The organism is Nonomuraea zeae (assembly GCF_005889725.1).
Classification (GTDB): domain Bacteria; phylum Actinomycetota; class Actinomycetes; order Streptosporangiales; family Streptosporangiaceae; genus Nonomuraea; species Nonomuraea zeae.
Window position 1 is genome coordinate 1 of the sequence record NZ_VCKX01000349.1, and the last position, 11,581, is coordinate 11,581.

14 protein-coding genes and 1 tRNA gene are annotated in these 11,581 nt (G+C 69.6%); 6 read left to right on the top strand and 9 right to left on the bottom strand.

Going from position 1 to position 11,581, the window contains the following annotated elements; all coding sequences use genetic code 11:
• Positions 1 to 111: 111 nt before the first annotated feature.
• The gene (locus ETD85_RS66405) at positions 112 to 339 is read left to right on the top strand and encodes a tyrosine-type recombinase/integrase (RefSeq protein WP_276617410.1); all 228 of its coding nucleotides are present in this window, start codon (positions 112 to 114) and stop codon (positions 337 to 339) included.
• A gap of 49 nt (positions 340 to 388) precedes the next feature.
• A complete protein-coding gene (locus tag ETD85_RS53850) occupies positions 389 to 1,000 on the top strand; it encodes an SMI1/KNR4 family protein (protein ID WP_138697613.1) in 612 nt (203 codons plus the stop codon).
• Positions 1,001 to 1,088: 88 nt separating this feature from the next.
• Here the strand turns inward: ETD85_RS53850 and ETD85_RS53855 are convergent.
• Positions 1,089 to 1,161 (bottom strand) — tRNA-Thr (locus tag ETD85_RS53855).
• Positions 1,162 to 1,181: 20 nt separating this feature from the next.
• Positions 1,182 to 2,144, bottom strand: coding sequence for a 23S rRNA (guanosine(2251)-2'-O)-methyltransferase RlmB (gene rlmB / locus ETD85_RS53860; protein ID WP_138697614.1), 963 nt, complete (start codon positions 2,142 to 2,144; stop codon positions 1,182 to 1,184).
• Positions 2,145 to 2,819: 675 nt separating this feature from the next.
• On the opposite strand from rlmB, the gene ETD85_RS53865 reads away from it, so the two are divergent.
• Together ETD85_RS53865 and ETD85_RS53870 are read left to right on the top strand one after the other, a co-directional pair.
• On the top strand, positions 2,820 to 3,392 hold the full coding sequence (locus ETD85_RS53865) for a TetR/AcrR family transcriptional regulator (protein ID WP_138697615.1): 573 nt from the start codon (positions 2,820 to 2,822) through the stop codon (positions 3,390 to 3,392).
• A 123-nt stretch (positions 3,393 to 3,515) separates the two neighbouring features.
• Positions 3,516 to 5,378, top strand: coding sequence for an alpha/beta fold hydrolase (locus ETD85_RS53870; RefSeq protein WP_138697616.1), 1,863 nt, complete (start codon positions 3,516 to 3,518; stop codon positions 5,376 to 5,378).
• Positions 5,379 to 5,413: 35 nt separating this feature from the next.
• Here the strand turns inward: ETD85_RS53870 and cysS are convergent, their stop codons facing one another.
• Positions 5,414 to 6,805: a cysteine--tRNA ligase gene (gene cysS, locus ETD85_RS53875; protein WP_138697617.1), complete on the bottom strand. Its 1,392-nt coding sequence runs from the start codon at positions 6,803 to 6,805 to the stop codon at positions 5,414 to 5,416.
• A 43-nt stretch (positions 6,806 to 6,848) separates the two neighbouring features.
• A complete protein-coding gene (locus ETD85_RS53880; RefSeq protein ID WP_138697618.1) occupies positions 6,849 to 7,235 on the bottom strand; it encodes a PPOX class F420-dependent oxidoreductase in 387 nt (128 codons plus the stop codon).
• A 59-nt stretch (positions 7,236 to 7,294) separates the two neighbouring features.
• On the opposite strand from ETD85_RS53880, the gene ETD85_RS53885 reads away from it, so the two are divergent.
• Positions 7,295 to 8,389: a DUF2637 domain-containing protein gene (locus tag ETD85_RS53885; protein ID WP_170247348.1), complete on the top strand. Its 1,095-nt coding sequence runs from the start codon at positions 7,295 to 7,297 to the stop codon at positions 8,387 to 8,389.
• Between the two features lie 24 nt (positions 8,390 to 8,413).
• On the opposite strand, the gene ETD85_RS53890 is transcribed toward ETD85_RS53885, so the two are convergent.
• The 5 genes from ETD85_RS53890 to ETD85_RS53910 form a co-directional block, all read right to left on the bottom strand.
• Complete coding sequence (locus ETD85_RS53890) at positions 8,414 to 8,896, bottom strand: hypothetical protein (protein ID WP_206059464.1); 483 nt, start codon at positions 8,894 to 8,896, stop codon at positions 8,414 to 8,416.
• 105 nt (positions 8,897 to 9,001) lie between these two features.
• The gene (locus tag ETD85_RS53895; protein WP_138697620.1) at positions 9,002 to 9,271 is read right to left on the bottom strand and encodes a GlsB/YeaQ/YmgE family stress response membrane protein; all 270 of its coding nucleotides are present in this window, start codon (positions 9,269 to 9,271) and stop codon (positions 9,002 to 9,004) included.
• A gap of 98 nt (positions 9,272 to 9,369) precedes the next feature.
• Positions 9,370 to 9,657 carry a GlsB/YeaQ/YmgE family stress response membrane protein gene (locus tag ETD85_RS53900; protein WP_138697621.1) on the bottom strand — a complete coding sequence of 96 codons (288 nt, stop codon included), beginning with the start codon at positions 9,655 to 9,657 and terminating at the stop codon, positions 9,370 to 9,372.
• Positions 9,658 to 9,837: 180 nt separating this feature from the next.
• The gene (gene ispF / locus ETD85_RS53905; RefSeq protein ID WP_138697622.1) at positions 9,838 to 10,308 is read right to left on the bottom strand and encodes a 2-C-methyl-D-erythritol 2,4-cyclodiphosphate synthase; all 471 of its coding nucleotides are present in this window, start codon (positions 10,306 to 10,308) and stop codon (positions 9,838 to 9,840) included.
• 17 nt (positions 10,309 to 10,325) lie between these two features.
• Positions 10,326 to 10,808: a CarD family transcriptional regulator gene (locus tag ETD85_RS53910; RefSeq protein WP_043624891.1), complete on the bottom strand. Its 483-nt coding sequence runs from the start codon at positions 10,806 to 10,808 to the stop codon at positions 10,326 to 10,328.
• 250 nt (positions 10,809 to 11,058) lie between these two features.
• Here ETD85_RS53910 and ETD85_RS53915 point away from each other — a divergent pair.
• The coding region (locus ETD85_RS53915; protein ID WP_206059465.1) for a copper chaperone PCu(A)C at positions 11,059 to 11,581 on the top strand (523 nt) is incomplete at its 3' end.

Consider the following 11,581-nt stretch of genomic DNA (forward strand, 5'->3'; position numbering starts at 1 on the left):
ATCTGGTAGTACTGGCCCGTCCCGGCGTTGTCAGGGCTGCTCCCGCCCTCCCCGGCACCACCCGGATCAGGCTGCCCTCAGCTCCACCTCCCTGCTGCGACAGGGTCAGCGGTGAAGGTCTTTCACCCCCACTCGACTCACCGCGCCTCACGGCGCACTCACGACCTCCGGCACATGCACGCCACGATCTTGCTCCTGGCCAGCGTCCCTGCCCACGTCGTCGCGGCCCGCCTCGGGCACGCCGACCCCGCCATCACCCTTCGGGTCTACGCGCACGTCATCCACGAGCAAGCAGCCACCGCAAGCGATGTCTTCGCGAGAGCAGTCGAGACCGGCTGAAGATCACCCACATCACCTATTCTTCTCCAACGGGACCAAGGAGGCAGGCGTGCGCTCAGAGATCAGCTTGGCCGAGCTGGGCGACGAGCTCAGCCAACTCACCGACCCGGCCGATATCGCGCCTCTGTCGGAGACAGAGGTACAGGCGCTCGAAGGCGTCGTAGGAGCACCACTGCCGGAGGAGTTCCGCTCGTTCCTCCTACGATTCGGACCCGGTGTCCGACCTGGTCCCGTGCTCAACGTGGAGTGGATCATTGAGGAGACGTTGCGGGAGCAGCAATACTTCACGGAGGAGCCGGAGAAGGCAGTCTCCGCAGCAGCGCCCTTCCCCATCACTCAGGCCGATGTGTCTCGCCTGCCCCAGCTGGCAGAAGAGGGCACCGCACCGATTCTCTACTTCGACAAGCCGATGCCGGGGACCATGTTCCTCTGCAGTCACGGCTGCTCGTGGATCAGCATGCTGGCGATGACCGGCGACCTCGCCGGCACAGTGTGGATGACGGAGATGGGATGGGTGGACGACCTGTACTGGTGGCCGTCCGCTCCCTGGCTCCACGACCACAGCTGGGGCTTCGTGCACGGCGGCTGGACCGAACCGGTTCCCTTCCTCGATTGGTACATCCGCTGGACTCGTTCGTCTTCAGCGGCGAGGCGCCGCTAGCAGGACCGTTAGCAAGATCTCAACATTGTCCTGACAAACCAAGAAGCCCCTGACGGCATAACGCCTGTTCAGGGGCTTCCTGTTGCAGAGCCGACGAGGGGAATCGAACCCCTGACCTTCTGTTTACAAGACAGATGCTCTGCCGATTGAGCTACGTCGGCACGGCCTACCAGTGTAGACGCTAGGGACGCCTGTGACGAGCGACTTCGTACAGCGCCACCCCGGCAGCGACCCCCGCGTTGAGCGACTCCGCCGCCGCCTGGATCGGGATGCGGGTCACCACGTCACATTGCTCCCGCACCAGCCGCGAAAGGCCCTTGCCCTCCGAGCCCACGACGATCACCAGCGGCTCCGTCAGCAGGTCCACGTCGCCGATGTCCGTCTCGCCGGCCCCGTCCAGGCCGATCACGAACAGGCCCGCGTCCCGGTATTCGCGCAGCGCCGCCGTCAGGTTGGCGGCGCGCGCCACGCGCAGGTTGGCCAGGGTGCCGGCGGACGTTTTCCAGGCTCCGCCCGTCACCCCGGCCGAGCGGCGGGAGGGGATGAGCAGGCCGTGGGCGCCGAACGCGGTGGCCGAGCGGGCGATGGCGCCGAGGTTGCGCGGGTCGGTGACCGAGTCGAGGGCGATGATCAGGGGGACCTCGGCGGCGTCCTGGGCGAGCTCGACCAGGTCCGACGGGTGTGCGTAGTCGTAGGCGGGAATCTGGAGCGCGATGCCCTGGTGGACGATGCCTTCCGTCATGCGGTCGAGCTTGTCGCGGCTGACCTCGAGCAGGGCGATGCCGCGCTCGGCCGCGATCTTGATGGAGTCGCGTACGCGGTCGTCGTTCTCGATGCGCTGGGCGACGTAGAGCGCGTTGGTCGGCACTCCCGCCTGCAATGCCTCGAGCACCGGGTTGCGACCACCGATGTATTCGGGCGCGTCTTCCGAACGCCGCTGCCTGGTCGGGGCCGGACGGCGCCCGTCGCCACGCTCCTCGCGGGCGATGCGCTCGCCACGTGCCTTGTCTTTGTACCAATGGCGCATTTCGGCAGGCGGCGTCGAGCCCTTGCCCTCAAGCGACCGGCGACCCTGCCCTCCGGTGCCTTTGGACGGGCCCTTTTTCTTCGCGGGCCTGCCCGATGCCCTACCGCCTGCTGCCATGGCATCAAGGGTACTCGGGCCGCCGCGCGTCTCAGCCCACGCCCGCGCCCGCCGGAGTCCGGCCCCCGGCCCCCGGCCCTCGGAGTCCGGCCCTCGGCGTCCGGCCCTCGGCGTCCGGCCCTCGGCGTCCGGCCCTCGGCGTCCGGCGGTCGGCGGTCGGCGGTCGGCGGTCGATGGGGGGCGGGCGTGGCGTTCACGGCGTCTCCGCGCCGCGCGCCTCCCCCTCGTCACTGCCATCACGTCCGCGTTAGCGTTCCCCCGTGGTCCTTGCCTTCGCGGTGCGTCCGCGCTGGCGTCCCCCATTGTCCCTGCCATGACCAGCGCCGCTACCGCAGCTGGGAGCAGGGGTACGCCGGCCACATCGGCCGCCAGTCCCACCACCGCGAGACCGAGCAGCGACAGCACGGCCCCCGCCGTCACGGCCGGCCCGAGACGCCGCAATACGAAGGCCGCAGTCAGGCCGCCATTCGGGGCATCGCTGCCAGCCCCCCTGCGCCCCCGTCAACACGCCGCAGAACGCCGCGTCCGCCCGGAGCCCCTTCTCCGCCAGCTCGAACGGGGCCGAGTCGAAGAACGCGACCACCCAAGCGCCGCCGCGCTCAGCATCACCAGGATGGCCAGCACCCAAGCACCCGAGGCTCGACAAAATATGTAGAACGGTCTAATTTACAAGGCATGGCGATCAAGGGGGACCAGACGCGGGCACGGCTGATCGACGCAGCCCGCACGCTGGTCGAGGCACGGGGCTACTACGGGACGGGCCTCAACGAGGTGGTCGAGGCCGGGCATGCACCCAAGGGCTCGCTTTATCACCATTTTCCCGGGGGCAAGGATCAGCTGACCGCGGAAGCCCTCACCGTCTCCGCCCGCGAGATCGACGACCTGATCGGAAGTCTGGCGGACACCGCCCCCAGCACCCAGACGCTGATCGAGGCGATGCTGGACGCGCTGGCCGACCGCATGGAAGAGGCCGCATACAACAAGGGCTGCCCGATCGCCACGGTCGCCCTGGAGGTCGCGGCCACCCACGACACGCTGCAGAAGGTCTGCGCGGACGCCTACGACGGCTGGCAGCGGGCGCTCGTGGATCGCCTGATCCTCGACGGACACGCTCCCGCCCAGGCCGACGACCTGGCGTGCGCCCTGCTCGCGCTGGTCGAGGGAGCGCTCGTCCTGGCCCGCGCCCGACGCAGCCGCGCGCCGATCGAGAAGGCCCGCCGCACCATTGCGGTCCTGCTCAACGCGTGACGAGCCACCCTGCCCGGCTGACGCGGGTAAAAGCCATCCGCCCTGACTGATGCGTGACGAGCCACGCTGCCTGGCAGAGGCATCACCAAAGAATATGTAGATCGGTCTAGAGAAAGAGTGCACATGGAACCCGACACCCTGGTCACCGGCGCGACCGGCCTCGTCGGCCGGTGGCTGACAGCGGAGCTGCTCACGCGCGGCAGGCCGGTCGCCGCGACCGTCCGCGGCGCCCCCGCCGAGCTGCGCGGCTGGCTGCGCGAGCACGACGTCGACGACACGGCGCTCACGGTCGTCAAGGCCGACATCACCCGGCCGGGGCTCGGCATGAGCCCGGCGGACGAGGCCGGGCTGGCCTCCGTACGGGACGTCTTCAACGCCGCCGCCGTGTTCCGCTTCGGCCTCGGCCGCGAGGAGGCCCGCCGCGCCAACGTCAACGGCGCACTGAACGTCCTGCGCTGGGCCGGCACGCGTCCACGTCTGCGGCGCCTGGTGCACATCTCCGGCTACCGCGTGGGGGTGCCGGACTCACTCTCCGGGGACGAGCTTTACCGGCGCTACGGCGCGTACGAGGCCTCCAAGCGCGAAGGCGACACCGCGGTACGGACCGCCGCCGCGGCGAGCGGGATCCCCCTGACCGTCGTCAACCCCGCCAACCTGATCGGGCACTCGGTGACCGGCGAGGCCGGCCAGTACATCGGGCTCGCGGACATAGTCGAGAAGCTCTGGACGGGCCGGCTCCCCGCGCTGGCCGGCACCCGGCGCACGTTCACCCCCGTGGTCACCGTCGATCATCTCGCCCGCTTCCTGGCTGCCGTGCCCGAGCACGACCACGAGCCCTACAGCGCCCATTGGGTGCTCGACGACGCCACCCCTGTCCTGCCCGACCTCGTCGCGCTCCTGGCACGCCACCTCGGCCTCCGCCCGCCGCGCGCCATCCTGCCGACCGGCCTGGTACGACGGCTGCCCCGCGCGCTCACCGGACTCGACCCCGAGACCCTGCCCTTCCTGTCCGAGGATCGCTACGACACCACGTCGGCCGACGCCGTCGGGCTGAGCCACCCGCCCGTGCGGGAGGCGTTGCACCGCTGGGCCGACCGGCTGGTCGCCGACCGGTTCGGACGGGCGCTCCCGCCGTTGAAGGGCGGCTTCCACCTGGTCGGCGGGGCTCCGGCCTACCTCGCGGGCGACCGCGTCTCTCCCGGCTACGTGCTGCTCCACGGCCTTCCGCTGAACGCGGAAAGCTGGCAGGGCGTGCTGCCCGAGCTGGACGGCACCGCTCTGGTGGCGGACCTGCCGGGGCTCGGCCGCTCCGCCCCGTCCGCCGCCGGCCCGGCGCAGTGGCTGGAAGAGCTTCTCGCGCCTGTACGGACCCGGCCGGTCCTGGTCGGGCACTCGGCGGGCGCCGCGTTCGTCCTGCGCTACGCCCACGCCCATCCGGAACGCGTCGCGGGCGTCGTGCTCGTCTCGCCCTACTTCCTCCAGCGGCGGGCCCCTTGGCACCTGCGCGTACCGGCGCTCGCCACCCTCGCGCTCCGCACGGCTTCGGCGCAGCGGCTCGGCAAGGCCCTGCTCGGAGACGGGCTTACCGCCGACCCGCCGCCGGACAAGGCCCCCGCCGGCACGACACCGAACGAGCCAGCCACCGGCACGACTCTGCACGAGCCCGCCGCCGGCCTAACGCCGAGCGAGGCCGCCACTGGACGGGCGCTGGACGACGCGGTCGCGCAGTTGCGCCGGCCGGGTGTCGCACGGCGTACCGCACGCCACCTGAGCCGGGCGCAACGCCTGAGCGAGCGGGCCGAGCTACGAGCGCTGACCGCCACCTGTCCGGTGCCGGTCCGCATCGTCGCCGGCGAGCTCGACCCGCTCATCGGCGAGGCGCCCGGCGTGCCGGTGACCGTCGTGCCAGGGGCCGGGCATCACCCGCAACTCAGCCACCCCGCCGAGGTGGCCGCCGCCGCCATGACCGGCCTCCGGGTCAGGTGACCGCGGAAACAGCCAGGTGACCCCGAAAGCACGGGTCAGTGGCTGAGCTCCCAGCGGGCCCCGTGCGGAGTGTCCTCCACCGTGATCCCGGCCGCCGTCAGCTGGTTCCTGATCGCGTCCGCGGCCGCGTAGTCCTTGCGCTCCCGAGCCGCCTTGCGCTGCTCCAGCGCCACCGCGACCAGCGCGTCCACCACGGGCGACAGGTCCGAGCCCGCCCCCCGCCACTGCGGCGAGCGCGGGTCGAGGCCCAGCACGTCGAGCATGTTCTGGGTCTCCGCCAGCAGCCGCGCCACGGCCTCCTTGTCGCCCCGCGACAGGGCCACGTTGCCCTCGCGCACGACCTCGTGCACCACGGCCAGCGCCTGAGGCGTGCCGAGGTCGTCGTCGAGCGCGTCGGCGAACGCCTGCGGCAGCGGCGCGTCGGCGTCCACGTCGTGGATCACCTCGGCCGCCCGCGTGACGAAGCCCTCGATCCGCTGGTAGGCCGCGGCGGCCTCCAGCAGCGCCTCTTCCGAGTAGTCGATCGAGGAGCGGTAGTGCGGTGCCGCCAGGTAGTAGCGCAGCTCCACCGGCCGGACCTTCTGCACCATCTCGGGGATCAGCAGGGAGTTGCCGAGCGACTTGCTCATCTTCTCCGCGCCGATCTTGAGCATCCCGTTGTGCATCCAGTAGCGGGCGAAGCCGTCGCCGGCCGCCTGGGACTGGGCGATCTCGTTCTCGTGGTGCGGGAAGATCAGGTCGATCCCGCCGCCGTGGATGTCGAACGTCGAGCCGAGGTATTTCGTCGCCATGGCCGAGCACTCCAGGTGCCAGCCGGGACGCCCGGGGCCCCACGGGGTCGGCCAGGTCGGCTCGCCCGGCTTCTCCCCCTTCCACAGGGCGAAGTCGCGCGGGTCGCGCTTGCAGGACTCGTCGTCGGTGTCGGCGGCGGCCCGCATGTTGTCCAGCTTCTGGTTGGAGAGGCTGCCGTAGCGGTCGGCGTAGGAGCGCACGTCGAAGTAGACGTCGCCGCCGGAGGCGTAGGCGTGCCCGAGCTCGATCAGCCGCTCCATGAGCGTGATCATCTCGGGCACGTGGCCCGTCGCGCGGGGCTCGACCGTCGGCGGCAGGCAGCCCAGGGTGTCGTAGGCCCAGGTGAAGGCCCGCTGGTTGCGCTCCGAGACGACGAACCAGGGCACGCTCTCCTCGGCCGAGACCCTGATGATCTTGTCGTCGATATCCGTGACGTTGCGGCAGAACACCACGTCATAGCCGGAACGCGACATCCAGCGCCTGAGCACGTCGAAGTTCACGCCCGAGCGGATGTGCCCGATGTGCGGAGGAGCCTGCACAGTGGCCCCACACAAGTAGATAGACGCCCGGCCGGCTTCGACCGGAACGAATTCGCGGATGGCGCGCGTACTGGTGTCGTAGATGTGCAGGCTCACGAAGGCAAGGCTAACGCCTCAGAGCCGCCATGACGCCGATAAATCAGCCGCGCAACGTGACCCTGTCCGGAGAGATCCGGACAATGAGTCGCTCAACGCCCGGCTTGTCCTCCCATGGCTGCCCTCGGTACTTCTGCGAGAGCTCCTCGATGAGCGTGCCTTCGGGGTCTTCCGTGATGGTCACCCGCCCGCGTACCTCCACGTACCGGTACGGATCCGCCGGATCGATGACCAGCAGGCTGGCGCGCGGGTCGCGCTCGAAGTTCCGCGGCTTCCTGCGGCCCTTCACGGTCGAGAACAGCACGTCGTCGCCATCCGTACGCACCCACACGACGGACGACTGCGGCCCGCCGTCGGGGTTGATACTGGTCACTGTCGCAAAGTTCGGAGCGTCCAGGAGATCGCGGACATATTCCGACAGCTCGGCCATGTGTCTCCCTTGATCGGTCTTGATCCCCATTCTTCTGTAGGCTCGAAACCGCCATGGACGTGACTCCCCCCACAACGCTGCGCCGCCTGGGCATCGCCCTTGCCGGGCTCGCGGTCGCCGCCCTGACCGGGGCCGCGTGCGCGCTTTCCTTCGACGACCTGCGCGCGCTGGCCCTCACCGGCGAGGCCCGGCAGGATCTCGCCTTCCTCTATCCGGCGGCCTTCGACGCGCTCCTGGTGATCGCGCTCGTCTGCGTCCTGCTGCTGCGCTCGGCCAGGATGCTGGTCCGCGTGCAGGCGGCGGTCGTGCTGGTCCTGCTCATCGTGGCCGCCGCGGCGGTGAACGTGTCGTCGGCCGTGCGGTTCGCGTTCGACGTACGCCAGACGGCCGTGGGCGTGGCCCTGGCGCCCTGGATCATGCTGGCCGTGGCCCTGTGGCTCTGGTTGCTGCTGATCAAGCACGTACAGGCGTACAGAGGCGGCGGTCACGACGCGGACGCCGCGGCGGCCGAGCAGGACATCGTGCCATTCCATCGCACGCATCCCCCGGAGACGCCGCCGCCGCTGCCCGCGCGGGCGTCCGCGCCCGTGGTGCTGGAGCCCACGCCGGTCGTCGGCCCCACCGCCGCCCCCGAGACGCCGCCGGTCTCCGCGCGGGTGACCGAATGGCCCGCTGCGAGCGAGAGGGGCGCCGAGCCGGAGCCCGAGCCCGAATTACCCCGGCCTGAGCCCGAGCCTGCCCCCGAGCCCGAGCCAAGGCCAGAGCCCGAGCCCGAGCCCGAGCCGGAACCCCTGCCGGAACCCCTGCCGGAGCCCGAACCGGTGCGGGCACCCGAGCCGGCTCCTCAGCCGGTTCCCCAGCCGGAGGAGCAGGTCAGGACGCGTCCCGTCCGCTGGGGCGACCGCGTCAAGCCGACCGACGTCCTCGTCCACCCGCGCACCGCCGACCGTTCCGACGACCGGGACGCCGACACCCAGCCGCACCCGATCGTCGAGGACGACACCCCCGACCCTGGGCACGGCCCCGAGTCCGCCGACCTCCAGGAACGCCGCAGGGAAGAGCTGGAGGACACGGCCCCGCACCCGGTGATCGAGGACGACACCCCGGCCCCCTCAGGGCGGCTGCGCAGCACGCCCCGCCCTCCCGAAGACTGAAAACGACTCTGCCGGCACGACTCCCTACCAGGGAGCCGGGCCGCCGGCGGGCCTCACCTCGGCTGCGACGCCACGGCTTCGCAGCCGAATCTTCAGGAACTCCATCTCCGCCAGAGTGCCGACGAGGCCGGTGTCCGTGAGCTCTCCGGCGAGCTCACGGGCTCGGGGAAGCGACACCTCCCATACCTCCCGCAGGACCTTCAGGACCGAGACCAGGCTCGGCACCGGGTCTGTGACACACAACCGGCTCGGGCCATGCTCCGCCAGCAGGGGGCCGCGGATGTCCTCCGGCGTCTCGCCCGAACCGAACTGCTCGCACCAGCCGGTGCCGCACGACACGCAGCCGCCCTCGGCATCCCAGCACAGCTGCCCGTCCTGGACGAAGACGAACTGGTTCACCTGGCGGACGAGGACGCCGCCGCACGTGCCACAGGGCGATTCGACCTTCGCCGTCCGCTCCGCCATTGCGCCGCCAGCCCCCATCCCGCCGACGAGCCCGGCGCCCACGTCATACCGTACGGATCGCCGGCAGAGGCGGGAGACCTCGGTCGGCTGGGTGAGGCGCGGAGAAGCCCGCCCGGGAGTCGCTCCCGAGCGGGCTTTCCTGTTCGTCTATACGCTGGAGCCGCGCCGCAGCCCGGCGACCAGGCCGACGCCGACGACGGCCAGCACCACCTGCATCACGAGCTCGATCCAGTCGATGCCAGGGGTCGTCTCCACACCGAGCACCTGTGCGAGCAGCGTGCCCAGCAGAGCAGCCACGATGCCGACGACGATGGTGAGGATCCACCCGATGGCCTGCCTGCCGGGAAGCAGCAGGCGACCGATCGCGCCAATCACGGCGCCAATCACGATGGCGCCAAGGATGGACTCGATTGTCATGACACGAAACCTCCCCGCGAGGGTGAGCGGTTCACTCTCACGGGGTTGCTCGCTACCCGATCTACGGCGATTATTCGCCTAAATCATGAAGCGGCAGGTCAGGTATGCGTTCGGCCGGTGCGTCCGGAGCGCCCCGGGCCCATCCGCGTCACGAGGAGCACGCCGACGACCGCCAGCACCAGCTGGAGGATGTGCTCGATCCAGTCGATCCCCTTGGTGTCGGCCCAGCCGAGCGCCTGCGCGATCAGCGTGCCGATGAGCGCGGCCACGATGCCGACGATGAGGGTCAGCCCGATGGACATGTTCTGCCTGCCGGGCACCAGCAACCGCGCCAGCGCACCGACGATCGCGCCGATGACTACTGCGGAAACAATCGCGCCGATCATGTGTAACTCCCCCCGAGACGTTCACATGTCTTGGGGAGACCTACCCTCTGAGCAGGCAAACTACCCTGTGGAAGGCGACGGTCCGTACCGCGCCAGTGACGAACCGCCGCCTCCACTAGGCGGGATCGGCGACGACCCGCCAGGACACCCTCACGCATCCCGACGTAAGACGCCCGGCCCTCAGGAAAGGTTGACGACCAGCGCCGTGGCGAACGCCGCGATTCCCTCGCCGCGCCCGGTCAGCCCGAGCCCGTCGGTGGTGGTGGCGCTGATGCTCACAGGCGCGCCGACGGCGGCGCTGAGTGCTTTTTCGGCTTCGGCGCGGCGTGGCGCGAGCTTGGGCCGGTTGCCGACCACCTGGATGGCCACGTTGCCGATCTCGTAGCCGGCGGCCCGCACCTGGCGGGCGGTCTCTTCGAGCAGGGCGACGCCGGAAGCGCCCGCCCAGCGCGGGTCCGCGGTGCCGAACAACTGCCCGAGATCGCCCAGACCGGACGCCGACAACAAGGCGTCACAGGCGGCGTGGGCGGCGGCGTCACCGTCGGAATGACCTTCGAGCCCGGTCTCGCCAGGCCAGTGCAGGCCGGCGAGGTTGAGCTCACGTCCTGAGTCACCCGAAGCGAACGGGTGGACGTCGATTCCGACGCCCACCCGTGGAAGATTCGCGTTCAGGAGTTGAGAACCTCGTCGAGCAGGGCCTCAGCCTTGTCCTCATTGGTCTTCTCCGCCAAGGCGAGCTCACTGACCAGAATCTGGCGTGCCTTGGCGAGCATGCGCTTCTCACCTGCGGACAGACCGCGCTCGCGATCCCTCCGCCACAGGTCCCGAACCACCTCGGCGACCTTGTTCACATCGCCGGAGGCGAGCTTCTCCAGATTGGCCTTGTAGCGACGAGACCAGTTGGTCGGCTCTTCCGTGTGCGGCATCCGAAGGACATCGAAAACCCGCTCAAGGCCTTCCTGGCCAACAACATCGCGCACACCGACGAGTTCTGCGTTTTCAGCTGGCACCTGGACGGTAAGGTCGCCCTTGTCGACCTTGAGCACCAGGTAGGTCTTTTCCTCACCCTTGATGGATCGCTTCGTGATTGCTTCGATCCGAGCAGCCCCATGGTGGGGGTAGACGACAGTGTCGCCGACCTGGAAAGTCATGTGACAAGTACCCCTTCCGCTGTACTCCAGAGTACCACGTATCCACAGCCTCCCGGAACAGTGAAACCCTCATAACTGCAGGTCAAAGCCGCATATTGGGGCTTGACAAGCGCTCAACTCTATGAATCGCATTTCCGGACATAGCGAATGACCTGCGGGGGTGCGGATATGACCATGCATTCGGGTGGATATGGTGGGCGCTGCCCATGCACATGCGCGTGTCCTGCGCAAGACCAAGGAGTACCCGTCCGTGACCCGCCCTCGCTGGATTGTCGTAGCCGCCGCGTTCTTGGCAGCCCCCGTACTCGCGGGCTGCGGGGCTGGATTCGACGCCACCACCAACAAGCCGTACGCCCCGAACGAGGCGCAGGTGCTCATCGATCAAGGTTCTTACGGCAAGCGTGACATTCAGATCCCGCAGGCGTTCATCCTCGGTCCTGACGCCGGCGCGCAGCTCGCGTGGCGTGGCTCCGCCCCGATCTACCTGAACATCCTCAACACCGCCGGCGCCCCCGACACGCTCCAGGCAGTCTCCGCGGGCAACCTGGGGACGGTCAAGGTCACGGCCCCGATCCAGCTCCCGAGCAACCAGCTCGTCAACACCGGCAAGCCGACCCCGCAGATCATGCTCGAGGCGATCTCCAAGAGCCTCAGGGGCGGCGAGAGCATCAAGCTGGACCTCCAGTTCGCCAAGGCCGGGATCGTGTCCCTGAACGTGCCTGTGGTCACGCGCAGCCGCGAATACAAGGACTACCTGTCTCTTATACACGTCT

Coding starts and splice junctions, on each gene's coding strand:
- rlmB (WP_138697614.1), bottom strand. CDS start 2,144: ATGGCAGCAGGCGGTAGGGCATCGGGCAGGCCCGCGAAGAAAAAGGGC.
- ETD85_RS53865 (WP_138697615.1), top strand. CDS start 2,820: ATGGCGATCAAGGGGGACCAGACGCGGGCACGGCTGATCGACGCAGCC.
- ETD85_RS53870 (WP_138697616.1), top strand. CDS start 3,516: ATGGAACCCGACACCCTGGTCACCGGCGCGACCGGCCTCGTCGGCCGG.
- ETD85_RS53880 (WP_138697618.1), bottom strand. CDS start 7,235: ATGGCCGAGCTGTCGGAATATGTCCGCGATCTCCTGGACGCTCCGAAC.
- ETD85_RS53895 (WP_138697620.1), bottom strand. CDS start 9,271: ATGACAATCGAGTCCATCCTTGGCGCCATCGTGATTGGCGCCGTGATT.
- ETD85_RS53900 (WP_138697621.1), bottom strand. CDS start 9,657: ATGATCGGCGCGATTGTTTCCGCAGTAGTCATCGGCGCGATCGTCGGT.
- ETD85_RS53910 (WP_043624891.1), bottom strand. CDS start 10,808: ATGACTTTCCAGGTCGGCGACACTGTCGTCTACCCCCACCATGGGGCT.